Origin of the sequence: Paenibacillus sp. MAEPY2, assembly GCF_000499205.1 — a bacterium.
Taxonomy (GTDB): Bacteria; Bacillota; Bacilli; order Paenibacillales; family Paenibacillaceae; genus Paenibacillus; species Paenibacillus vandeheii.
The window spans coordinates 235,767-258,879 of the sequence record NZ_AWUK01000013.1; the positions used below are offsets into that span (position 1 = coordinate 235,767).

A 23,113-nucleotide genomic window follows, 5' to 3' on the forward strand; every position below is an offset into this window, starting at 1 on the left:
GAGGTGAGTAACGATGCCCGTAAAAAGTGGCAAACAGTATATTGAACGTATCGATGCCCAGACTGTCCCCTGCTGGTACAAAGGGGAGCTTGTTACCGGAAAACGTTCTGAACATTTTGCGTTTGCAGGTTTGATGGATACACAAGCCAAACTGTATGATCTTCAGTCCGATCCAAATTTTATCGACACGATGACTTATGCGTCCCCAGCTGATGGAAAACCCGTAGGCATATCCTTTTTGCCACCAACCAGCGTGGATGATCTGCGCAGACGTCGAGAAGCAATGAGCATCTGGTCAGGAACACATCATGGGTTTCTGGGACGATCACCCGACTATATGAACACAGCGATCATGGCCTTTTATACCGGAGCAGCTATTCTTGAAGAAGTATCACCACAATACGCCGAAAATTTGAAAAACTACTATGCCTACTGCCGGGATAATGACATTACGCTCTCCCATGCTTTCATTCAGCCTCATGCCAGTAAAATTTCGGGACAGTTGGATGCGACCGAAGATTCCATTGCCGCAAAAGTGGTGGATCGCACTGAAGAAGGTCTGATCATCAATGGTGCATTCATGATGGCGACTCAGGCCGCCACGTCAGACGAAATACTGGTGTATCCTTCCCCTTCACCAGCACCGTTCGACGATGAAAATCCGTTCTCATTTGCCTTTGCTGTACCGAATGACCTGCCCGGCATCAGTCTCATCTGTCGGGATACCTACGCAGCCGAATCCAATTTCAACTATCCACTCAGCTCCAGATATGAAGAGATGGACAACATCGTCATTTTTGATCATGTGCTTGTTCCTCATGAGCGAATATTTTTCGCTGGTAATGAAGAAGTTTCCGGTCGGCTTTTTAGCGGTAGCAATTTTCACATTCACGCGGGACATCAGGTCATATGCCGATATATTGCCAAAACGGAATTTGTTCTGGGTACCATTCAGTTACTCACGGATACGCTTGACCAGGTAGCCGAAACTCATGTGATAGAGAAAACAGCCAGAGTACTCACCGGCCTTGAAACGTTAAAAGCACTGGCTCTGGCAGCAGAAGCCGGTGCTATAACAGATGGACGGGGATTTATTGTACCTGCCCCCAAACCATTAATGGCAGCAAACCTTTTGTTCCCCAAGCTGTATCCTGAGATGATTGAAATCCTGCAGCTCTTAGGTTCCAGCGGCGTAATTATGGTGCCTCAGGAAGAAGAATTCCGCTCTGATATCGCGCCGCACCTGGATATCTACCTAAGGGGAACCGATATGGTATCCCAGGAACGCACCGCATTGTTCCGCCTGATCTGGGAGCTTGGAGCAGGATCATTTGGAGGCAGACAGACCCAGTTCGAACGATTCTTTTTTGGCAACACGATCACCGTGTCGAACCGGATTTATTCAGCATACTCTGCAGATCAATCGTATCGTCAGCTCGTTCGTAATTTTATTTCCAAGACCGGCAAATAAGAATGAGGGAGGATTCCCTCATTCAAACCAGATGGTCGTAGACCGTCATCAGTTCAGAGGCTGGTCTGCCTGCATCAGTATCCCGAAGTGCAGACTGGTCTCCGTAACCGATGTGGAATACTCCCAATACCTTTTCCTCACTCGTTAAACCCATCAAATTCATAAACACGGGATGCTGTTGATAGTCATTGATCTTCCAGACAGCATTCAAGCCTTGCTCCGCTGCCAGGATGCAAAAACGTTTGCTCCAGGCTTTTGCAGGCATTAAATGGTCTTCCCTCGCACTTGAAGGGGCGACGACAACCAGATGTGCCGGGATAGCCTCGGTATATTGATATGTAGCCCAGTCCCCGTAACGGTCTGCCAAATGTGGTGGATAACTCTGTCTCACCGCCTCCAGATACAGTTGACGTCCTTCACTGGCGAACAACATAAACCGCCAAGGCTCTGAACTCGTCACATATAAAGATGGATCTGCTTCATCCAGCAACTGTCTTATAACCGACTGTGGCACGGGCAACGGGCTGAATTCACAAGTTCCTGTACGTTTCTTGCCGCTTGCTGCATCATGTCTCAAACCGGTAGACATGGCTTATCCCTCCCTTGAACTGCACCATATATCACAACATCCTTGTCTTTCTTCACATCAACCAGTTTTTTTTCGGTTCAGTCTCACTTCTCCAACGATCGACCTCTTCATGCACTCTGACTTTGTCCCGAACCGTAAATTGGTCAGATTCCAACTTCTCTGCGCTCGGAATGCTATCCCGAATCAATCGAATATAATCCATTGAACGGACAAGCGATTGACGTCCAGGGATGTATCGAATCTTACGGCCTTCGAGTAAACAATAGATTTCGATCATGCCTGGCAGCTTGCCAAAGGCTTCCCAACAGAACGCGCTCACCATGTGCTGGAATGCCTCAACGACGTTTGGATCATGGACAACCATATATTTTTGAATGAGCAGTGAATCCCAGCCCTCTGGCTGCCAAGCTGCCTGAAAGATCATGGACAGATGCATCGACAAGGAAGGAAGCTCTGTTCGCCATTGTTCAAACAACATGGTTGGATGCTTCAGATCATCGTTCATGGCAATGGCGAGGGATAATTCATCCGTAATTTTGTTTTTTACATCCCAATAATGAAGTACCGATTCGAAACCGGTTGCCTTTCTGGGCCACCACTTTTCGAGCAAATACTGTACAGGCACCTCTTTGCGCACTTCCGGGTCCAAACTGTAAAAAGCATTAACTGCATGGCTGACTGCATATTGTACACGGTGTCTCCATTGCAGCGGAGAGCGCTGCTCAGCCTCCGGTTCCGGGCGGATGAACCGATGCGGGCTGCGCAGCATCTCTTCCAATCTGTAATCTTCGAGCAGCCGTACCGGGGTGTCTGGCATTCCCGGCTGCAAAGCTGCCTTAACATTATGTCTTAACATAAGTTATTAGGACACCTGTAATCCGGCAGCAGCAAACCGTTTACCGAAATCACGGCACGTATCCTTCTCCTGCTCCATCGGACTGTATTCAATCTTCAGCATGTCTGGAGATACCTCCGCCCCACGTTCCACCAGCTTCGCAGCCGCGAGATCAACGGCGCCGCAGTACTGCTCATAAGAAGTATCTCCGCTTCCGAACACCGCAGCTCGTTTGCCACTCAGATCGAGCTCATCCAGATCTTCGTAAAAATCGAGGAATTCATCCGGCAGTTCACCGTCTCCCCACGTGTATACCCCAATGAGAAACCCATCATAATCAAGCACATCAGATGCATTGCAATCCGTGACGGACTTGAGATCCACTTCATGCCCACCTTGTTTAATTCCTTCTACAATCAGTTCCGCAATCTCTTCCGTATTTCCAGTCATACTTGCATAAGCCACTAACAATTTAGCCATCTATTTTCCCTCACTTTTTATTGATCATGTCATATTGTCCCTGAAGAAGTAACATTTGAATGTATCAAAATCATATGTGATAATGATTATCATTGTCAAATTAAATTTTCACTCGCATTCCATTTCAGTATATGGTGATGAACCCTAATCAACACCATGAAAAGCACTTTGACTTCGTTAGGCCAAGCGTTTTTGATCAACTATTATAAAAAATCATTTTATGAACAGATTTATTATATTCCAGTTATGAAAGTGCAGCATGAGGTGATCATCTTTCCACAATGGGTTTCCGCCCACCGTAACTGGCGTACAGGCCCTTTTTTGTTGTACAATAGTATCCAAATGACTTTTGAAGGATGGATAAATACTTATGTACGTAGCAAAGAACTGGAAGGACTATGAAGTAATCGATACAGGAGGCGGCGAAAAGCTGGAGCGTTGGGGTGATGTGATTTTGCGCAGACCTGATCCACAGATCATTTGGCCCCTTGAAAAAGAAACCAATGAATGGCGCCAGGTGCACGGCCATTATCACCGCAGTTCTTCAGGAGGCGGCAGCTGGGATATGAAAAAACCGATCCCGGAACGCTGGACCATCGGATACGAGAACCTGAAATTTCACATTAAACCAACCAGCTTCAAGCATACCGGTCTGTTCCCTGAGCAAGCGGCCAACTGGAGCTGGATGATGGATAAAATCGCCGGAGCAGGCCGTCCCATCTCTGTACTCAACCTGTTTGCATATACAGGCGGTGCTACAGTTGCAGCTGCTTATGCTGGAGCTTCAGTAGTACACGTAGATGCAGCCAAAGGCATGGTGCAGTGGGCGAAAGAAAATGTTCAATTATCCGGACTTGCAGATCGCCCTGTTCGTTTCATCACAGATGATGTATTCAAATTCGTGCAGCGCGAACAACGCCGTGGCAATCGGTACGACGCGATTATTATGGACCCGCCTTCCTATGGCCGAGGCCCTAACGGGGAAACATGGAAGCTGGAAGAAAACCTCTATCCTTTCCTGAAATCGTGTATGGAAATTTTGTCGGATAACCCATTATTCATGCTGGTCAACTCCTATACAACCGGTATCTCCTCCACCGTTCTGCGCAACATGCTGACAATGACGATGTCTGCCCAGTACGGCGGTCAAATTACCGCAGGCGAGATTGGTCTTCCAATTACCCGTAGTGGTCTGGATCTGCCTTGTGGCATCTTGGGCCGCTGGGAGTCCTGATCATGTCCGAACATTTGCAAGGAACCGGTGATATTCCGATTCTGTTTGAGGACAATCACCTGTTAGGCATTACGAAGCCGGTCAATGTTCCTACCCAGGAAGATGCATCAGGTGATCCGGATTTGCTTACACTGCTGAAACAGGATTTGAAAGAACGGTATAACAAACCTGGCAACGTTTATCTCGGACTGGTGCATCGTCTTGACCGCCCCGTTGGTGGTGCGATGATTTTTGCCAAAACATCGAAGGCAGCTTCAAGATTATCCGAGACGGTTCGCGGACGTCATTTCCGCAAAATATATGCGACTGTTGTACATGGCAAACTGCCTGCACAGCAAGGGACGTTAAAACACACCCTGCTAAAAGATGCGCGTACGAATACCGTCACCGTTGTACCTCAGGGTACAGCCGGCGGTAAAGACGCCGTTTTGGATTACCGAGTCATTGGCGAAACCGATCGCTATAGTCTGGTTCATATCGAACTGCACACTGGCAGATCCCATCAGATTCGGGTTCAAATGAAAGAAATCGGCTGCCCGCTATTCGGAGATCAGAAGTACGGTGCAAGTGTGAATAAGCCCGGACAACAAATCGCTCTCTGGTCTGCCATTGCAGCTTTTCCTCACCCCGTAACGAAGGAAGAAATTGTCCTACAGTCCCTGCCTCCCCGTGAATTCCCATGGGCAGAGTGGCCGGCTGCTGTGTATGATAAAGCATTTAAAGCGGAACATTAATTTTTAAATTAATAATAATCGTCCACAGGATCAGGTCAACTTCTAACCGTAAACCGTGTCATCCAGATTCATATCTGAGTGACACGGTTTTTTTACTCAAATGGAAAGGATGACCCATTATAATGACACCGTTTACGAAACAGGTCGTTGCCATCATCTCAGCAATTCCTGAGGGAAAAGTCATGACCTATGGGCAGATTGCCGCTCATGCAGGCAGCCCAAGAGCTGCCAGACAGGTTGTACGCATTCTGCACTCCATGAGCCGGAAAGAGCGTCTTCCCTGGCACCGCGTCGTCAACGCCAAAGGTCTAATCTCCATTCCAGACGAGCATTCGAGGCTGATGCAGGAGACGGAGCTCGTTAGTGAGGGCGTTGAATTTCAGATGGATGGGAGCATCGATCTCAGACTCTTCGGGCATGATCCTGGTCCTGCCTTCCTGCTTGATCCATCGACTGATGAAAAATAAAGTCAAAACAAGGCATAACAAAAAAGAGAGTTCAAGCAGTATGATCTGCCTGAACTCTCTTTTGGTATATTTAAAGTCTTTATGGAATGAATAATAACAGTCATCTACGTAGATTTAAGCTGTAGCATTCACTTTTTGCTGCTCCGTTGTGACTGGTTCAGTAGCCGGTTTGGTTTTACGGATAAAGAACGCCAGCAGCAGAGCTACGACAGTCATCGCAGTCGCTACGACAAACGCATAGTTTACACCGTAGATTGTTGCATCTGCGGTAGCACGCATCATTGCAGCCTTATCATCTGCAGCAATTTGGCCCGTAGCCAGAGTATCTGCCAGATGAGATTTCAGCTTGCTGCTCATAATTGTAACGAGAATCGCTGTACCAATGGCACCCGCAACTGTACGCAGTGTGTTGGACATCGCTGTACCATGCGCGTTCAGTCGCTGTGGCAGCTGATTCAGGCCCGCCGTTTGAATTGGCATCATCAACATCGACATACCGAACATACGAGCTGTGTAGATAAACATCATATAACCATACGTTGTATCGATCGACAAACGGCTAAGTCCCCAAGTGGTGATGGCCGTAATCGCAAGACCGGCAACGGACAACCACCGTGCTCCGACTTTATCGAAGATGCGGCCTGTGATTGGAGACATAATCCCCATCAGGATCGCGCCCGGCATCATCAGCAAACCAGATTCAATCGGTGAGAATCCACGAATATTTTGCAGGAAAATCGGAAGCAGAATCATACCTGCAAACATCGCCATCGTTACGAGCATATTAATGATCGTTGTTAATGTGTACATGTTGTATTTGAAAATGCGGAACTCCAAAAGCGGATGATCGGTCGTCATCTGTCTAATAACGAACAGGATCAGAGATACAGCCCCGACAATCAGACAAGCAATAACGATGGCACTGCCCCATCCGTCTGTACCTGCATCACTGAAGCCGTACAATAAGCTACCAAAACCGAGTGTAGAAAGGATAACGCCTGGATAATCCAGTTTAGGTTTGGATTGACGTGTTACGTTTTTGACAAAAGCAATACCGATTCCCGTCGCAATGATAGAGAATGGCAAAATGATATAGAACAACAGTCTCCAAGAATAATGCTCAACCACATAACCCGACAGTGTCGGTCCAATGGCTGGGGCCAGAATCATCGCGATCCCCATCGTACCCATGGCCTGACCACGCTTCTCAATTGGGAAAATCGTCAAGAATACAACGGTCATCAGAGGCATCAGGATACCTGCACCCGCCGCTTGAATAACACGACCTACCATCAGGATACCAAAGGTCGGACTTAAACCACAGACCAAGGTTCCTAATGTAAATAGCGTCATGGCTGTAATAAAAATTTGACGTGTCGAGAATTTGGCGATCAGATACGCCGTAACCGGAATCAACACACCATTGACGAGCATATAGCCTGTTGTCAGCCATTGGGCTTTGTTCGCTCCGATGCCGAGGTCTTCCATGATCTTAGGAAGAGCTACGTTCATCAACGTTTGATTCAGGAAGGCGACGAATGCACCGATTAACAATGCGGCCACAATCGGGCCTTTCTTAATGTTGTCCATCGCGGAGGATGGCGCTGCTGCTGCAGTAGTACTCATTGGTTGTTCATCTCTCTTCCTTCTAACTTTTCAATCATTTGATTATGAATTCTTAGCAGGTGCTCAAGGTCTTCCTTCGGGATATCCAGAATGGGTGACACTCGCTCCATCCACAAACGGTGTGTTTCCTGCTGGGCCTGCTCCCCTTTATCCGTAATCTGTAGCTTTACGGATCGGCGGTCCGAGTCCGAACGTGTTCGAACTATGTACTCACCCTTAACCAGACGTTCCACCACAGCGCTCATGGAGCTGCTGCCCATATGACAGAGATCAGCCACTTCATTGATACCGATTGAAGGACGCTCCTTCAATATGGATAACACCATAAATTGAATCGAAGTGAGCTCGATTTCCTTGTTTTCATTCCAGAATGCCCGGAAGAGCATTTGATTGACCTGCCGAAACGAATTAATAATGTAGAATACTTCGTATGTGTCAGACATTAATTCACCCTTTTTACTTATGGAATATAATATTTCGTACACGAAATATCAGGGGAACAATTACTTATTATAACAAAAAAAATTACATAGTCAACTCTTTACATATAAAATTCTATAAATTATTCTTAGTCATTCAAAGTAGGCAAAACTCTTAATATACACATCAATAAAAAATAACCATAGCGCTCCTGCATTTTCAGCAAGAGTTCCATGGTTACTATTATTGGTCCATCGTCATTATGATGTGGACAAGGCATGCTCTTTTGTTTTTGGTGTTGTCATTTTGCCTAATAGATAAACCAGCAACTGCTGGTTATGCATTGAAATATTGCTGAGAACCGAATTCATAAATTCATTACGGATCGTGATCCCCCGTTCGGTCTCCATGCGTCCCTTATCGGACAGGGATACCCATACGATTCTTCGATCCTGATTATCGCGTTCCCTGCGAATCAGACCGTTTTTCTCCATACGATCCAACAACATTGTTACTGCTGCGGGTGTTGTAGCCAGAAAAGGAATGAGATCGGATGGTTTCATCTTCTCGTGATCCTCAAGAACCTCCAGTACGGCCAGCTGCGCCTCTGTTAAAGACGGTGCCAGCTCATGATCCATATGCAGCTTGTAGTCCTTGGTCAGCCTCGACCAGCACTTGGCAAAATCGGAATTATACATCTTGCATCGCTCCTCTCTGCAACCGGTTATCACTTCACCTGCTTAAGTTTTCGCCCTTCAAAGCCGCATTCCTGCTGCCTTTTTTCAATTTCCCAGCGATCGACCGTAATCGACGAAGGTTGTTAAACTTCGCATGGAGGTTCTCTTTTAATCCGCGTCCGAACAACAAAATAAGACTCTTCGCATGACAGGTTTCCCTGCTCTGCAAAGAGTCTTATTTGAATCCTTATTAGGAGGAAGAAGCTGCCTGATTCTCTGCGAGATCCAGGATAAGCTCCACAATTTCATCCTGTTTGTCCACATGTACAAGCAATTTACCGATATGCTTCCGTTCAGTAATAGGTACAGATTCCGAAGAAATGTGATGAGATTGACCTTCCTTGGTCATCACCGTTACATTCCGTTGTTCCCTGCAATAGAACGCTCCGGCAATTCGGCTACCGTTCGGTTTCACCCGTTTGCCTTCCTTGAACTCAAAGGTTGCCAGTCCCTTGCCGCCACGGCTTTGCAGAGCATAATCCAGCAGCAATGAGCGTTTGCCGTAACCCAAGTCAGACAATATAGCAACTTCGCCTTCATCACCTTCCACCCACAGAACAGATACGATTTCATCCGTTTCTTTTAACTGAATACCACGTACGCCCCCAGACACACGCCCCATCGGATTCACTTCATCCTCACGGAAACGGATGGCCATGGCTTCTTTGGTGATCAGCATGATGTCCTTGCCACCTGTGCTTAGATGAACGGATAGTACCTCATCATCCTTGCCGACTTTGCATGCGGCTACAGCGCCGGAACGCTTGGTGACGTAATCCTTCAGCTCGGTACGCTTCACCTGTCCTTTGCGAGTGACAAAGACCAGACTGTGATCCGGTTCTTCGAAGGATTTAACAGCAAGCACACTTGAGATCCGATCATCCTTCGCCAGAGGAATGACGTTGACGATCGCCGTCCCCGGATCTTTCCATTTGAATTCCGGCACCTGATGCACAGGTAACAGGAAATACTGGCCTTTCTTCGTAAATACCAGCAGATTCTCAAGGGTGTTGACTTCAAGGACCTGGGCGATATAATCGCCTTCTTTCACACCACTTGCGTTACGCTCCCCACCGGATCGTGTGAATGACTGCATGCCTGTACGCTTGATGTATCCTTCTTTGGACAATGTGACAAATACATCTTCCGCGTTCACCAGCACTTCCAGATTAACCTTGAGTTCTTCCACTTCGCCCTGAATGGCTGAGCGACGGTCAATTCCGTACTTCTCACGAATCTCCATCAGCTCTTTGCGGATGACTCCGATCAGTTTGCGGTCACTATCCAGAATGGAGCGTAACTGCGCGATCTTTTTCATCAGTTCGCCGAGTTCCTTTTCCAGAGAAGTTATCTCGAGATTGGTCAATCGGTATAATTGCAAAGTCAGAATGGAATCCGCCTGACGTTCCGAGAAACCAAACATCCACATCAGGTTATTTTGAGCATCCTGACGGTTCTTTGACGCTTTGATAGCCGCAATGACCTCGTCGAGGATGTTAAGAGCTTTTACCAGACCTTCCAGCACATGTGCACGGTCTTCCGCCTTCTCCAGCTCAAAGCGGGTACGGAACGTCACTACTTCACGCTGGTGAGCAATATAAGCCTCGAGAATGGATTTCAGCCCCAATTGCTGAGGCGCTTTATTCACAATCGCAACCATGTTGAAGTTGTAAGTGACTTGAAGATCGGTTTTCTTCAGCAAATAAGCCAAAATACCTTGTGCATCTGCTTCTTTTTTCAGCTCAACTACGATTCGCAGGCCTTCACGCCCACTCTCATCCCGCACTTCGGCAATCCCTTCAACCTTTTTCTCCAGTCGGATGTTTTCCATCGCTGTAACCAGACGGGATTTTACGACCTGATAAGGAATCTCGGTAATCACGATTTGCTGTTTGCCGCCACGCATATTCTCGATATCGGTTTTGGACCGGAGATAGATCCGTCCTTTACCTGTGCGATAAGCATCCAGAATTCCATCGCCGCCCATGATTAATCCACCAGTCGGAAAATCCGGACCTTTCATGAACATCATGATCTCATCCAGTTCAATCGATGGCTTCTCCATCACGGCAATACAAGCATCAATAGTTTCACGTAAATTATGTGGAGGGATCTCCGTTGCAAAACCAGACGATATCCCACTTACACCATTGACCAGCAGGTTCGGATAACGGGACGGTAATACAACCGGTTCTTTGGCCGTATTATCAAAATTATCCTTAAACAGAACAGTCCGTTTCTCGATATCGCGAAGCATTTCCATCGCAATGGGCGACAAACGGGCCTCCGTATATCGCATGGCCGCTGCCGGGTCATCATCCTGGGACCCCCAGTTTCCATGACCGTCTACGAGCATATGCCCCATTTTCCACGGCTGTGCCATCCGCACCATACCATCATAGATGGAGGAATCCCCGTGAGGATGGTAGTTACCCATAACATCCCCAACCGTTTTTGCGGATTTCCGATATGGTTTCTCCGGTGTATTACCTGAATCGTACATAGCGTAAAGAATACGCCGCTGCACCGGCTTCAATCCATCCCGAACATCGGGAATAGCCCGGTCCTGAATAATGTATTTGGAGTAGCGACCGAAACGGTCACCTACGACCTCTTCGAGAAAGGCCGGCATAAATTGTTCTGATAGACTCATTCCAAGCACCTTCTATTCTTCGTACTCTGTAAAGTCGACGTTCTCTACAATCCAGCGTTTGCGCGGATCAACCTTATCACCCATGAGTGTAGATACACGACGTTCTGCTTTGGCTGCATCGACAATTTCTACCTTGAGCAATGCACGCGTTTCCGGGTTCATCGTTGTCTCCCACAGTTGATCCGGGTTCATCTCACCAAGTCCTTTATAACGTTGAAGCTCCACATTGTTTCCGAATTCTTTCATGTAATTTGCCAGCTCTTCATCGGTCCAGGCGTAACGCACACTGGCCATTTTGCCGGATTTGCGCGTCAGCTTGTACAGTGGCGGCTGAGCGATATATATTTTCCCTGCATCAATTAGCGGTTTCATATAACGATAGAAGAAAGTCAGCAACAGTACCTGAATATGTGCGCCATCCGTGTCGGCATCCGTCATAATTATGATTTTGGAATAATTGCTGTCTTCAACTGCGAATTCCGTTCCAATACCGGCACCGATCGCTGATGTAATAGCACGGTATTCTTCATTTTTAAGGATATCGGCCAATTTCGCTTTTTCCGGATTGAGCGGTTTACCCTTAAGCGGGAGTATCGCCTGAATCTTGGAGTCACGTCCTTGTTTCGCTGAACCACCTGCGGAATCCCCTTCGACGATAAACAGTTCATTCCGGGTAAAATCCTTGGATTGTGCAGGAGTCAGTTTACCGTTCAGGTTGGAGCTTTCGCTGCGTTTTTTGCCGGTTCGCATCTCATCCCGGGCTTTTCGTGCAGCTTCTCTGGCTCTGGAGGCCTGAACTGCTTTGCGAATCAACGTTTGCGCAACCTGCGGATTTTCTTCCAAAAACCGCTGGATATTTTCAGACACGACAGAATCCACTGCACTTCGCGCGGAAGCGCTACCGAGTTGATCCTTCGTTTGTCCTACGAATTCAACCTCGGACATTTTGACACTAATGACCGCCATCATACCTTCACGCAGATCATTACCTTCGAGGTTTTTATCTTTTTCCTTAATCATGCTGGTACGCCGTGCGTAGTCATTCATCACACGTGTATAAGCTGCTCTGAATCCGGTCTCATGTGTACCGCCGCCCCTGGTGGGAATCGAGTTCACGAATGACGCCAGCGTTTCCGTATAACCCGCGTTATACTGGATCGCCACTTCGACCTCAATGTCATCCTTCTCCGCATAGAAGTGAATGACATCATGCAGCACATCTTTATTTTCGTTAAGAAAAGCAACAAACTGGCTTGCTCCGCCTTCGTACATGTACTCATCCTGATTGCCTGAACGTTCGTCCTTGAGCACAATTCTCAGACCTGAATTCAGAAAAGCAATCTCCTGAAGACGTTCTGCCAGTGTATCATAATTCAATTGAATGCCGTTCTGAAACACCCGAATATCCGGTTTAAACGTAACTTTAGTTCCCGTCCGATTGGTATTGCCCAATACTTCGAGACCAGACACCGGTTCTCCGACATGCTCAACGCCTTTTTTGTCCTGCCAATACTCGAATCGTTGACGATGAATCTTGCCATCACGGAAAATCTCGACTTCAAGCCATTCGGACAATGCGTTCGTAACTGACGCACCTACACCGTGCAAACCGCCTGATTTTTTGTATCCTGATCCACCGAACTTTCCGCCTGCGTGCAAAATCGTAAACACGACCTGGGGAGTAGGAATCCCTGTTTTATGTATACCTGTCGGAATTCCCCTTCCGTTATCCTGAACCGTAATAGAACCGTCCTTATGCAGCGTGATATCGATTTTGGAGCAGAATTTGGCGAGATGTTCGTCGACAGCGTTGTCCACGATTTCCCATACCAAATGATGTAGACCCGAAGCACTGGTGCTGCCGATGTACATTCCCGGCCGTTTCCGTACCGCTACCAGTCCTTCAAGTACTTGAATGTCGTCCGCGTCGTAGCCTGAAGACCCTTGTCCTCCGCCTGTCGAACCTGCCGACATATCGATTTGCTCGACCATTCATGCTCCCCCTTCTTAACTTGCAACTAAAAAAATGCCTAAAATGCAAACAGATGTTTTCTTATCCTTGTCCATTTTAATTCAAGATATCCCGTTTCGTAAAGACAATGAATGACACAAAGAGTGAAGCAATGCCCCAAACACTAAGCACAATAAGGGAAAAACCCAAATTCATCCCTTCAATTGGTGGCAAACCGCCCGACAAATAATTCGGAAGTTCGAGGTTAACCATGAACAAATATTTGGCTGACTGCCAGGAAGCGGCCATACTGGTGAGAATCGTTCCTGCGATGAGTGCTGCCATCATAATGACAATACTTGCAGCTGTACTTCGCACTAATACAGAGACCATGAATGCAAGCATCGCCACAATTATACTGACGAACCAGATCAATCCGGCCTGCATCAGCATATATAGCCACTGGTCCACAGCATGGACTGCTGACATATCGACATCTGTACCCACAACCTTGAATCCGGTAAAGATCGGCATGCCGAAGCCTTTGTATCCGAACACTGCTCCCGAGATGACATAACAGATAATATACGCCGACACCACAATAATCGACACGAACATGATCAGCGTTATGAGTTTGCTCAGTAACACTTTCCAACGTTTGACCGGACGGGTCAGAAGCATTTTGATTGTACCTGTGGTTCGCTCACCGGATACCAGATCCGAAGCAATTGCCATTATGAGCAGCGGGATAAACAGTCCGACAGCGTTATTCATGAATTCCCGTGTAAACGTTACACCACCAGGCTCCTTCGGATTGATGTCATTCTCCAGATAGTATTGCATTTGCTGGATGTACACCGTCCTGTACTTTTTGTATTCTTCAGGTACCCGGTCACTGCCAAGCGAGTTCTGATTATCTGTAATGGCCTGCTGCAGCTCAAGCCGCCAGTCGCCGCCAAACTTGTCACGATTATTTTCCGCAGATTTCATCTGGGCATACGTAAACATCGGGACCAACACCGCGAGAACGATAAAAATAATATAAAGACGTTTTTTCTTCACCATCTTGATCGTTTCGTTTCGGATCAGCGGCATGATATTACTCAATGGATTCACCTTCTGTCATTTTTAAGAATAGCTGTTCCAGTGTTGGCTGAATCCGCTGTACGCCTTCAACCTGAATTCCGGCTTGTACCATCTGCTGTACCAAGGCCGGAATTCGATCCTCATGCATTTCCGCAACGACAGCGTTCGAACCAAGTCCTGCAACAATGGTATCATCCATGACGTCTGCAGGACGATCCACCAGCGAAATGCCTGCCTCCAGCAGCATTTTTTTGCCTGCCTCCAACGGAGTAATATGCCATATTGCCAATTTGGAGTGATCTTCAATCAGTTCATTAACGCCACCAACAGTGAGTACCCGCCCTGCACTAATAATCGCCACTCTGTCACAGAGAAGCTGAATTTCGCTGAGCAAATGACTGCTGACGAATACAGCCATGCCTTCACTTGCAAGCTGTTTGATAAAGATACGAAGTTCCTTAATTCCTTTCGGATCAAGTCCGTTCGTCGGTTCATCCAGAATCAGCAGCCGCGGGCGCCCAAGCAATGCCTGTGCAATGCCAAGCCGTTGACGCATCCCCAGAGAGTAGGTCCTTACTTTATCATGAATCCGCTGATCGAGGCGTACAATATCCACTACTTCCTGAATACGGTCATTATCCACCCCGGGCTGCATACGGGCAAAATGCTCAAGATTCTCCCATCCAGTCAAATAGGTGTACACTTCCGGGTTTTCAACAATGGAACCGACGTATTTCAAGGCTCGTTCAGGATCACGATTGACATCATAACCACAGACTTGAATTTTGCCTTCCGTTGGTTTAATCAGATCGACTAACATTCGAATGGTTGTTGTTTTCCCGGCCCCATTGGGACCCAGAAAACCGAAAATTTCGCCTGGTTTAACGTCAAACGTAACATCCTTAATGATCCACTTGCGTCCAATTTTTTTCTTCAGATGCTGCACGGACAATACGGGATCAGCCTGTTCTTGTGCCATTTATTTTCCGCTCCCTTCTGCTGGAGTCTCTGCCTGATATTCCTGTGCAATCCGAACCGCAATTTGCTCGTAGCCTTCTCCATTGGGATGAAAATGATCTGATGACAGATACTGTCCCAGATGATTTTCAAACAGATCAAATGTAGGTACGAGTGTCATCTTGTCCTCGTTGTTCAGAACCTGCATTGCAGCATCGTTCCATGCAGCTACAACTGCATTTCCCGGCTCTTTGAGTTCTTTCACATCACTAAACGGATTGTATAGCCCTATGTAGGCAATCTGTGCATCAGGATTAATTTCTTTTACTTTCTTCAGAATCTCCTGCAAACGCTTTGACGTCTCGGGTAATGCCGCTACAAGTGTTTCTGCCGTTGGCACGTCTTCTCCCTGTAGAACTTGTCCTCCCTGGAATAGATCATTGGCTCCAATCGACAACAGAATAAAGTTGGATTGTTGTAAGACATAACGTACGCCCTGTTCATCCAGCTTGTTCAACAATGCGTCTGTTCTCAAACCGTTCACACCCAAATTGTTCAACACCTGTACATCGTATCCCTGATCCTTGAGCAAATTTCCTGCCCTTCTTACAAAACCAAGCCCCTCATCATCCCCCGTACCTCGTGCCAGGGAATCGCCGATCACAGCCATTCGAATTTTACCGTCATTCACCGCAGGCGTTGATTCCCCGCTTTCCTTGGCAGGAGTTGTCGTCTGCTGTCCTGTACCTAACTGCGCATCTCCCTTAGGGAAAATGACATCTTTTATGGCGTAGCCAAATCCGAATAACAGAAGCAATGTAGTCAGTATGGACACTGTACTGATTGTTCTCCAGATCCATGGCGCCGAATCAAGATTTCTTTTTTTCATTCATCACATCTCCGCTCATGTACACCTGGCCGGGTACTTAAAATTGATTATGATTTCACATTAAGATGACGCGTTTTCTAAATAACATAAATGTTCTGTCGCTAATTTGCAAATTTTGCCGATATATAAGCAGATTTCGTTATCAAATAAGCTTTTACAAAAAAAAAGCTATGTCACGCACAGCTTCAAGCTGCGGTGACATAACCTTTTAGAATTAAAGCAGATTAATCTTCAATATAATTCATTAGTTGCCGGTAAATTCTTGAGCCCAATATCCGTTATAGTATCCAACACCGATTTTCGTAAAGTTTTTGCTCAGGATATTCGCACGGTGACCTTCACTATTCATCCAGGCTGTTACAACCTCTTGAGGTGTTTTTTGCCCTTTTGCAATATTCTCACCAGCATAGCTGTAAGTTACTCCGAATTGTTTCATCATGTCAAACGGAGAACCATAGGTCGGTGATTGGTGATCAAAATAATTGTTGTTACTCATATCTTTAGCTTTGGCTAAAGCCACTTTGTCCAAAAGAGCATCGGAAGCCAATGCGCTTAAGCCTGCTTTGGAACGTTCAGCGTTCACTAGTTTTACGACCTGAGCTGCAAAATCCGATTTTGTGCTCTCACTGCCACTGTTGCCTGTATTACCTGTAGTTGTCCCAGTGCCAGTATTCGAAGGATCTTTGGCTGGTGTAGTTGCCGGTTTCTCTTCTTGCGTTGGTTTTGCTGGCGTTACCGGTTTTGCAGGTGTTGTCGGTTGAGCAGGTTTAGTTGTTTGATCAGGCTGTGTTGCAGGCTTCTCTACTGTTGTTTGCCCTTCGCCATTGGATACAGTGTAACCATTATCTTTGAGCCATTGTTCAATGTACGCTTTTAAGCTTTCCGCACTCGTAATTTTATACGTTGTCGTTTTAGTAGTAGTTTTATATGATGCATCTGCAGCAGAAGCGGAAGCAGGGAGCATAACCCCTACGGCAAGTACGGCTGTCAGACTGCTAGTTACGACGGTTTTCATCCATTTCTTCTTCAAATTCATTCATCTCCTTAGGAATTAGTTATGACAACTTTGTAATTAATACTCTTGGAGTATATCAATTCACAAGTAGATTGGGAACCCATAAATTATGGAAAAGTAACTTTTTTGTCATTTTTGCAATCTGTTTCAAGTGAGGGTGGACGGTTTAAAGTTCATTGCGCCATATTCTGCAATCTGCTCTTAAAACGCTGGCACATCAGCAAAAATTCCAACCCTAAGTCTTAAAATGCGGCATAAAAAAATGGCATCCGGACAAAAAAAGCTCGCCGAATGCCACTTATCTTCTATTTATCATTCACCACAATTTATCATTCACCACACCAAAAACGTGAAGATCGGGATATAATAAAACTCTTTTTCTATAGAAGGACTTTACTGAAACGATAGCCTCTCTTCTGGAAACCAATATGCTCGTAGAAAGAATAGGTTGTTGAAGTCACTTCACGGTTCGCTCCGGTGACAAACAATTGTTTCCCACCTTGCTGTCTGCCCCAATCCTCGGCACGAGCCATCAGACGACGGCCAATTCCGCCCCCACGATATTCCTGCCCTACAATCAAGGACGTAATTTGGGCGGCAGGTTCCGGATAGGCATGACTTTGCACACATTGCAAGCCAATCACACCAATAATTTGTTCATCCACTTCGGCAACAAGCATGCACGCGTTTGGATTGCTTTCCAAACATTCAATGCGCTCTTTCATGACATTGGCTGTTGTGGGATAGCTGACCTCTCGCATCAGTCCCGTTACCGCTTCAGCATCTCGCAGCTCACACTCTCGGATCATCAGTACAGGGGCCTCAACATTATTGGACATGATTTACCTCCACTTTCAGCATATTAGCGGCTTGTACCGCTGTTTTACGAGCTTCTTCCACATCTTGGCCGGCACTTAATGCTACGGCCATTCGGCGTCCCACTTTGGTCTCAGGTTTGCCAAATACACGAACCTGAGTACGAGGAAGCGCCAGTGCTTCTTCAATCCCGCCTACAGTAAAGTCAGATATTTCATCATTAGCCTTCAGCGTTGCTGAAGCTCCCGGTGTCAGTAAATGTACACCTGTAACCGGAAAACCAAGAATTGCACGCACATGCAGCGCAAACTCGGAACTATCTTGCGTTACCATAGTAACCATGCCTGTATCATGCGGACGAGGCGATACCTCGCTGAACACGACCCCATCTGATGTCAGGAATAATTCAACCCCAAACAGTCCATAACCACCGAGTTCATCCGTAACAGACTTGGCAATATGACAAGCTTGCTCCCATTGCTCCGGTGTCATCGCATGAGGCTGCCACGATTCGACATAATCCCCATCTTTCTGAATGTGACCGATCGGAGGACAAAATACAGTCCCTGAGACAGATCTAACAGTGAGCAGCGTAATTTCGCTGTCAAACTTCACAAAGCTTTCCACAATGACACGTACGGATTTGCCGCGTGCTCCCGAAAGAGCAATGTTCCAGCATTCCTCTACGTCATCCGATGTGCGGCATACACTCTGCCCTTTACCGGAAGAACTCATTAGCGGTTTGATGACGCATGGTGTACCCAATTCACGAACAGCTTCCTGAAGTTGTTCCAGGTTGTCTGCAAAAAGATAGGCCGCTGTCGGAAGGTTCAATTGTTCGGCTGCCAGACGGCGGATGCCTTCGCGATCCATCGTTAAACGGGCAGCACGGGCCGTAGGAACGACACAAAATCCTTCTTCCTCAAGCTCGAGTAAAGCTTCTGTTGCGATTGCTTCAATCTCAGGTACGATGTAATGAGGTTGTTCCTTTCGGATCAATTGTTTCAGAGCTTCGGCATTTAACATGTCGATGCAGTAAGACCGATGCGCAACCTGCATGGCAGGTGCGTTTTCGTAACGATCAACAGCGATCGTCTCTACTCCCAGTCGTTGGGCCTCAATAACGACCTCTTTTCCCAATTCTCCGCTGCCCAGTAGCAGCATTTTTTTGGCTTGAGCCGAAAATGGAGCACCCCACATGTTCTTTCCAATCCTCCCAAAGAGAAATCTTCTATATCTATCTCTCTATTTTCGGGGTTTTGGTTAAAGAATGCAAGAGTGCTCCCTATTTTTCTTGTGAATTTTACAAGATTTTTTGTGTTTTTTCGATCAATTTTTACAAAAATCTGTATTGAGCTTCTATTAATCCATTATAAACTCCTTGTTTCTGGATAAGTTGCTCATGGTTTCCTTCTTCCTTGATTTCACCATGATCCAGCACGATAATGTTATCCGCATTTCGAATCGTGGACAGACGGTGGGCTACCATAAAGGAAGTTCTTCCTTTCAGCAGCACCTTCAAAGCCTCCTGAATTTTGAGCTCCGTCTCGGTATCGATACTGGCAGTCGCTTCATCCAAAATCAAGATTCGAGGGTCAGCCAGCAAAGCACGGGCAAAGGATAACAACTGCCGTTGTCCCATGGATAATACATTCCCCCGCTCTTCGACTTCCGTATCGTATCCAGCCGGCAGCTTCATAATAAATTCATGGGCATTAACAGCCTTCGCAGCTTCTTCCACTTCTTCATTGGTTGCATCCAGACGTCCAAAACGAATATTATCGCGAATTGTGCCAGAGAAGATAAACGTATCCTGCAACACAATACTGATCTGACTGCGCAGACTTTCAACCGTTACATCCCTTACATCCTGACCATCAATGGTAAGACGTCCGCCAGAGATGTCATAGAATCGGCTGATGAGATTGATAATGGTACTTTTACCGGAACCCGTATGACCTACAAGTGCAATCGATTGTCCGGCACCTGCAGCGAAACTGATTCCCTTCAGCGCCTGTCTGCCCTTCTCATATTCAAACACGACATTGTCGAATACAATATCCCCTTTAATAGAAGCAAGCGGTTTGGCTCCAGGTTTATCTGCAATACTCGGCTCCTCATCCATAAATTCGAAAATCCGTTCAGAGGAAGCCATGGCAACGAGCAACTGATTGTACATCTGTCCCAGACGGTTAATCGGGTCCCAGAAGTTGCCGACATAGTTGGCAAAAGCTACGAGCAAACCGATCGTCAGCTGCCCTTCTTGAATCAGGTAAGCACCGAACCAGAACAGGATTAACGTTCCGAAGCCGCCCGTAATTTCAATCAGAGGGCCGAAGCCTTGGTTCATGGCCGATGCTCTATCCCATGATTTTTTGCTCGACAGATTCATGTTGTCAAAATACTTCATGTTTTCTTTTTCCTGCGTATAAGCCTGAGTCACGCGAATCCCCTGAATGGATTCATTCAAATGGGAATTAATGCGTGAGTTCTTCATACGTACATCCTGCCAGGCACGGCGGATCAGCACACGCAGTTTGGTCGAAATGATAAACATGAGCGGAACGGTAATGATGACCGCCAGACCCAGTTTCCAGTTGATCAGCAGCAAAATGACGATAATCCCCAACAGCTGCACACAGTCAATCATGACGTTGACCGCACCGTTGGTGAACAGATCCTGCAGGGAGTTGATATCATTAGTGACACGCACCAGCACTGAACCCGCAGGTCTTTTGTCAAAGAAGTTAAAGGACAGCTTCTGGATATGTTTGAACAAATCTGAACGAAGATCATAAATGACCCGTTGCCCGATAATGTTCGTAAATTTGATTCGGTACGTATTGGCTGCCCACTGGATCAGGTATAACACAAGCACTGAACCAGCAATAATATAGAGCATCGTCAAGCTTGGCAGCCCCGTTGCAGGTGCAATTGCTCTGTCTATCGCCAAACTGATCAAAAATGGAACGGATAATTTCGTGAGGGTACCCAATATCATCATTAGAATAATAAGTGGCAAGAGTTGTCTTGCATAAGGTTTCATGTACGAGAACAAACGTCCGAACTCACGCCAGTTAAACGGTTTTTCAATTATTTCGTCGTCCTGATATACAAAACGTTCATTCATTTTCTTGTCAGAGGTCTCTTGGACCTCACGCCTATCGGCTACCGTTTCGGCACTCATGAATTCACCTGCTCCCCAGCCTCCCGCTTACCGCGGGCAATATAATCTGCGTATTGAATCTCATAGACGTCCCGGTAAGGTCCCGGCTCTTCAATGAGACGTTTGTGTGTGCCACGTTGAACGACCCGTCCTTCATCCAGTACCAGAATCTCATCTGCGTGACGCAGGGAAGAGATCCGATGCGCAATAATAAACGTCGTTCTTCCACGCATGACTTCCTGGAATCCGGATTGAATCTCATGCTCGGTCTCCATGTCGACTGCACTAGTTGCATCGTCCAGAACGAGGATTTTCGGATTCTTGAGCAATGCCCTTGCAATAGCAATCCGCTGTTTCTGTCCTCCCGACAAGCCCATTCCACGCTCCCCTACAACCGTATCGTATCCTTCAGGGAATTCCATGATAAACTCATGGGCTTTAGCCAGTTTAGCAGCACGGATAATTTCGTCCATGGATACATTTTTGAGGCCGTATGAAATGTTGTTGCGAATGCTGGAAGAGAACAGGAACGTTTCCTGGAACACAGAAGCAATCTGACTCCGCAGGCTTCGAATTCCAATGTCCTTAATATTTTTGCCGTCCAGCTTGATGGTGCCCGAGTTCACGTTGTATGCACGCATCAGGAGTTGAATAATAGTTGATTTACCCGAGCCTGTTCCTCCGAGGAAGCCGATGACCGAGCCTGGTGGCGCATCAAAGTTAATATCGGTTACTGCCGGCATTTTATTGCCGTAAGCAAAGGTAACGGATTCAAAGGTTACATGCCCATTGACTTGATCAGCCTCCACAATGACTGGATCTTCTGTCTCTTGTACATCTACCGGCGTATTCAACAGTTCCAACACCCGTTCACCCGATGCTTTGGATTGCGTATAGTTGTTGATGTGGAAACCAAGGTTCCACATTGGACCGATTATGTACCAGATCAAACTGAAAAAGGCAACGAGTTCACCGAGTGTTAACGTTTTCTGAATAACCATGTTCCCACCAATGAGGAGCAGAAGAACTACGCTGACAGAAGCGAGAATCTCCATGATCGGAAAATATTGACTCCATAATGTTGCTGCATGAATCTGGTTCGTTTTGTAACGCTCGTTGCGGACGGAAAACTTCTCCACTTCGTGAGGCTCACGTGCAAATGACTTTACAGTACGCACACCTGTAATATTCTCCTGTACCGCTGTCGTCAGTGAACTGAGTGCCAGCCGCATTTCTTGGAATGCAGGGTGAATTCGGGATTCGAATCTCAGCGCAACGAAGGCAAGCAGAGGAATACATATGAGCGTTAGCAAGGTAAGCTTCCAACTCATGGTCATCATCATGATTGCGCCGAATACGACCATCAGAACCATGTTGAGAATTTGAGCGAAGCCAAATCCGATAAAGTTCCGGATCGCTTCGAGATCTCCCGTGAGGCGGGACATCAAGTCTCCCGTTTTGGCCGTATCATAATACCGGAAGGATAAAAATTGAAGCTTTTCGTAACACGCGTTACGAAGTCGGTACGCCAGGAAATTCCCGAGACGACCTCCAAAAAGACCGTGTAAAAATTGCATTCCCGCTTTCAAAATAACGACACCTAATACCGTTAAAGCAAGTTTGGGAACGTCTTCAAAATTACGCGGAGTGATGACGTCATCAATCAGTATCCTTAGCAGGTTCGGATACACCAGACCAAGCGCGGTCGCTATGGTGAGGCATAAGATCGATAAAAATAAATACGTGCGCTTCTCCCAGAAAAAGATCTGCAATTGCCTGAGAACATCCATGTCTCTCCTCCTCTTATGTCGTTCAAAAACAGTATGAACATTTATGAAGTTTATCACCGTCCCCCATTCGCGGCAAAGCGAATAAGCGACCATATTCAGGCTACTTTCACCTTAATGCGTCATTAAGGGAGGTAGATACCCTCCTATCAATCAAATGTTTGAATATTCTCTTCCTTTCAGGTTGTTCGTACCAAAAA

Annotated in this window: 20 protein-coding genes; 4 read left to right on the forward strand and 16 right to left on the reverse strand. The window is 46.6% G+C overall.

The annotated features are described in order from the left end of the window. Positions 1-13: 13 nt before the first annotated feature. A complete protein-coding gene (locus P364_RS0113090) occupies positions 14-1,471 on the forward strand; it encodes a 4-hydroxyphenylacetate 3-hydroxylase family protein (protein WP_024630563.1) in 1,458 nt (485 codons plus the stop codon). A gap of 22 nt (positions 1,472-1,493) precedes the next feature. Here P364_RS0113090 and P364_RS0113095 read toward each other — a convergent pair whose 3' ends face one another. The 3 genes from P364_RS0113095 to P364_RS0113105 are packed head-to-tail and all read right to left on the reverse strand — an operon-like array spanning position 1,494 to position 3,375. Then, entirely contained in the window at positions 1,494-2,060 is a 567-nt protein-coding gene (locus P364_RS0113095; RefSeq protein WP_024630564.1) for a nitroreductase family protein, read from the reverse strand. Positions 2,061-2,112: 52 nt separating this feature from the next. After that, positions 2,113-2,916, reverse strand: coding sequence for a hypothetical protein (locus P364_RS35300; protein WP_024630565.1), 804 nt, complete (start codon positions 2,914-2,916; stop codon positions 2,113-2,115). Positions 2,917-2,922: 6 nt separating this feature from the next. Beyond that, positions 2,923-3,375, reverse strand: coding sequence for a flavodoxin (locus P364_RS0113105; protein ID WP_024630566.1), 453 nt, complete (start codon positions 3,373-3,375; stop codon positions 2,923-2,925). 370 nt (positions 3,376-3,745) lie between these two features. On the opposite strand from P364_RS0113105, the gene P364_RS0113110 reads away from it, so the two are divergent. The 3 genes from P364_RS0113110 (at position 3,746) to P364_RS0113120 (ending at position 5,810) form a co-directional block, all read left to right on the forward strand. After that, positions 3,746-4,609: a class I SAM-dependent methyltransferase gene (locus tag P364_RS0113110; protein WP_024630567.1), complete on the forward strand. Its 864-nt coding sequence runs from the start codon at positions 3,746-3,748 to the stop codon at positions 4,607-4,609. Between the two features lie 2 nt (positions 4,610-4,611). Beyond that, positions 4,612-5,343 (forward strand): RluA family pseudouridine synthase, encoded by a 732-nt coding sequence (locus P364_RS0113115; RefSeq protein ID WP_024630568.1) that lies wholly within the window; start codon positions 4,612-4,614, stop codon positions 5,341-5,343. 122 nt (positions 5,344-5,465) lie between these two features. Beyond that, positions 5,466-5,810, forward strand: coding sequence for an MGMT family protein (locus P364_RS0113120; RefSeq protein WP_024630569.1), 345 nt, complete (start codon positions 5,466-5,468; stop codon positions 5,808-5,810). Positions 5,811-5,924: 114 nt separating this feature from the next. Here P364_RS0113120 and P364_RS0113125 read toward each other — a convergent pair whose 3' ends face one another. From P364_RS0113125 to P364_RS0113185, 13 genes are all read right to left on the reverse strand, one after another. Continuing rightward, complete coding sequence (locus tag P364_RS0113125) at positions 5,925-7,436, reverse strand: DHA2 family efflux MFS transporter permease subunit (protein WP_024630570.1); 1,512 nt, start codon at positions 7,434-7,436, stop codon at positions 5,925-5,927. Next, positions 7,433-7,879 carry a MarR family winged helix-turn-helix transcriptional regulator gene (locus tag P364_RS0113130; protein ID WP_024630571.1) on the reverse strand — a complete coding sequence of 149 codons (447 nt, stop codon included), beginning with the start codon at positions 7,877-7,879 and terminating at the stop codon, positions 7,433-7,435. Before P364_RS0113130 ends, P364_RS0113125 begins: the two co-directional genes overlap by 4 nt. Positions 7,880-8,116: 237 nt before the next feature. Then, positions 8,117-8,554, reverse strand: coding sequence for a MarR family winged helix-turn-helix transcriptional regulator (locus P364_RS0113135; protein WP_024630572.1), 438 nt, complete (start codon positions 8,552-8,554; stop codon positions 8,117-8,119). 229 nt (positions 8,555-8,783) lie between these two features. Then, positions 8,784-11,246, reverse strand: a complete 2,463-nt coding sequence (gyrA, locus tag P364_RS0113140) for a DNA gyrase subunit A (protein ID WP_024630573.1) — start codon at positions 11,244-11,246, stop codon at positions 8,784-8,786. Between the two features lie 12 nt (positions 11,247-11,258). After that, positions 11,259-13,238, reverse strand: a complete 1,980-nt coding sequence (parE, locus tag P364_RS0113145) for a DNA topoisomerase IV subunit B (protein WP_024630574.1) — start codon at positions 13,236-13,238, stop codon at positions 11,259-11,261. A gap of 76 nt (positions 13,239-13,314) precedes the next feature. Then, positions 13,315-14,304: an ABC transporter permease gene (locus P364_RS0113150; protein WP_024630575.1), complete on the reverse strand. Its 990-nt coding sequence runs from the start codon at positions 14,302-14,304 to the stop codon at positions 13,315-13,317. Beyond that, the gene (locus tag P364_RS0113155) at positions 14,297-15,262 is read right to left on the reverse strand and encodes an ABC transporter ATP-binding protein (protein WP_024630576.1); all 966 of its coding nucleotides are present in this window, start codon (positions 15,260-15,262) and stop codon (positions 14,297-14,299) included. The genes P364_RS0113150 and P364_RS0113155 overlap by 8 nt, the downstream gene beginning before the upstream one ends. Further along, positions 15,263-16,129: a GDSL-type esterase/lipase family protein gene (locus P364_RS0113160; protein ID WP_024630577.1), complete on the reverse strand. Its 867-nt coding sequence runs from the start codon at positions 16,127-16,129 to the stop codon at positions 15,263-15,265. Positions 16,130-16,373: 244 nt separating this feature from the next. Further along, positions 16,374-17,159: a CAP domain-containing protein gene (locus tag P364_RS0113165; RefSeq protein ID WP_024630578.1), complete on the reverse strand. Its 786-nt coding sequence runs from the start codon at positions 17,157-17,159 to the stop codon at positions 16,374-16,376. Positions 17,160-17,524: 365 nt separating this feature from the next. After that, the gene (locus P364_RS0113170; protein WP_024630579.1) at positions 17,525-17,983 is read right to left on the reverse strand and encodes a GNAT family N-acetyltransferase; all 459 of its coding nucleotides are present in this window, start codon (positions 17,981-17,983) and stop codon (positions 17,525-17,527) included. Then, positions 17,973-19,160, reverse strand: a complete 1,188-nt coding sequence (gene purT, locus P364_RS0113175; protein WP_024630580.1) for a formate-dependent phosphoribosylglycinamide formyltransferase — start codon at positions 19,158-19,160, stop codon at positions 17,973-17,975. The genes P364_RS0113170 and purT overlap by 11 nt, the downstream gene beginning before the upstream one ends. A gap of 136 nt (positions 19,161-19,296) precedes the next feature. Beyond that, positions 19,297-21,147 carry an ABC transporter ATP-binding protein gene (locus P364_RS0113180; protein WP_024630581.1) on the reverse strand — a complete coding sequence of 617 codons (1,851 nt, stop codon included), beginning with the start codon at positions 21,145-21,147 and terminating at the stop codon, positions 19,297-19,299. Then, the gene (locus P364_RS0113185) at positions 21,144-22,916 is read right to left on the reverse strand and encodes an ABC transporter ATP-binding protein (RefSeq protein WP_024630582.1); all 1,773 of its coding nucleotides are present in this window, start codon (positions 22,914-22,916) and stop codon (positions 21,144-21,146) included. The genes P364_RS0113180 and P364_RS0113185 overlap by 4 nt, the downstream gene beginning before the upstream one ends. Positions 22,917-23,113 lie beyond the last annotated feature (197 nt).

Excerpts from the sequence above, each read along its gene's own strand:
- P364_RS0113095 (WP_024630564.1), bottom strand. The coding sequence starts at position 2,060 with ATGTCTACCGGTTTGAGACATGATGCAGCAAGCGGCAAGAAACGTACA.
- P364_RS0113125 (WP_024630570.1), bottom strand. The coding sequence starts at position 7,436 with ATGAGTACTACTGCAGCAGCAGCGCCATCCTCCGCGATGGACAACATT.
- P364_RS0113120 (WP_024630569.1), top strand. The coding sequence starts at position 5,466 with ATGACACCGTTTACGAAACAGGTCGTTGCCATCATCTCAGCAATTCCT.
- P364_RS0113185 (WP_024630582.1), bottom strand. The coding sequence starts at position 22,916 with ATGGATGTTCTCAGGCAATTGCAGATCTTTTTCTGGGAGAAGCGCACG.
- P364_RS35300 (WP_024630565.1), bottom strand. The coding sequence starts at position 2,916 with ATGTTAAGACATAATGTTAAGGCAGCTTTGCAGCCGGGAATGCCAGAC.
- parE (WP_024630574.1), bottom strand. The coding sequence starts at position 13,238 with ATGGTCGAGCAAATCGATATGTCGGCAGGTTCGACAGGCGGAGGACAA.
- purT (WP_024630580.1), bottom strand. The coding sequence starts at position 19,160 with ATGTGGGGTGCTCCATTTTCGGCTCAAGCCAAAAAAATGCTGCTACTG.
- P364_RS0113135 (WP_024630572.1), bottom strand. The coding sequence starts at position 8,554 with ATGTATAATTCCGATTTTGCCAAGTGCTGGTCGAGGCTGACCAAGGAC.
- P364_RS0113155 (WP_024630576.1), bottom strand. The coding sequence starts at position 15,262 with ATGGCACAAGAACAGGCTGATCCCGTATTGTCCGTGCAGCATCTGAAG.
- P364_RS0113170 (WP_024630579.1), bottom strand. The coding sequence starts at position 17,983 with ATGTCCAATAATGTTGAGGCCCCTGTACTGATGATCCGAGAGTGTGAG.
- gyrA (WP_024630573.1), bottom strand. The coding sequence starts at position 11,246 with ATGAGTCTATCAGAACAATTTATGCCGGCCTTTCTCGAAGAGGTCGTA.
- P364_RS0113180 (WP_024630581.1), bottom strand. The coding sequence starts at position 21,147 with ATGAGTGCCGAAACGGTAGCCGATAGGCGTGAGGTCCAAGAGACCTCT.
- P364_RS0113105 (WP_024630566.1), bottom strand. The coding sequence starts at position 3,375 with ATGGCTAAATTGTTAGTGGCTTATGCAAGTATGACTGGAAATACGGAA.
- P364_RS0113110 (WP_024630567.1), top strand. The coding sequence starts at position 3,746 with ATGTACGTAGCAAAGAACTGGAAGGACTATGAAGTAATCGATACAGGA.
- P364_RS0113090 (WP_024630563.1), top strand. The coding sequence starts at position 14 with ATGCCCGTAAAAAGTGGCAAACAGTATATTGAACGTATCGATGCCCAG.
- P364_RS0113130 (WP_024630571.1), bottom strand. The coding sequence starts at position 7,879 with ATGTCTGACACATACGAAGTATTCTACATTATTAATTCGTTTCGGCAG.
- P364_RS0113115 (WP_024630568.1), top strand. The coding sequence starts at position 4,612 with ATGTCCGAACATTTGCAAGGAACCGGTGATATTCCGATTCTGTTTGAG.
- P364_RS0113160 (WP_024630577.1), bottom strand. The coding sequence starts at position 16,129 with ATGAAAAAAAGAAATCTTGATTCGGCGCCATGGATCTGGAGAACAATC.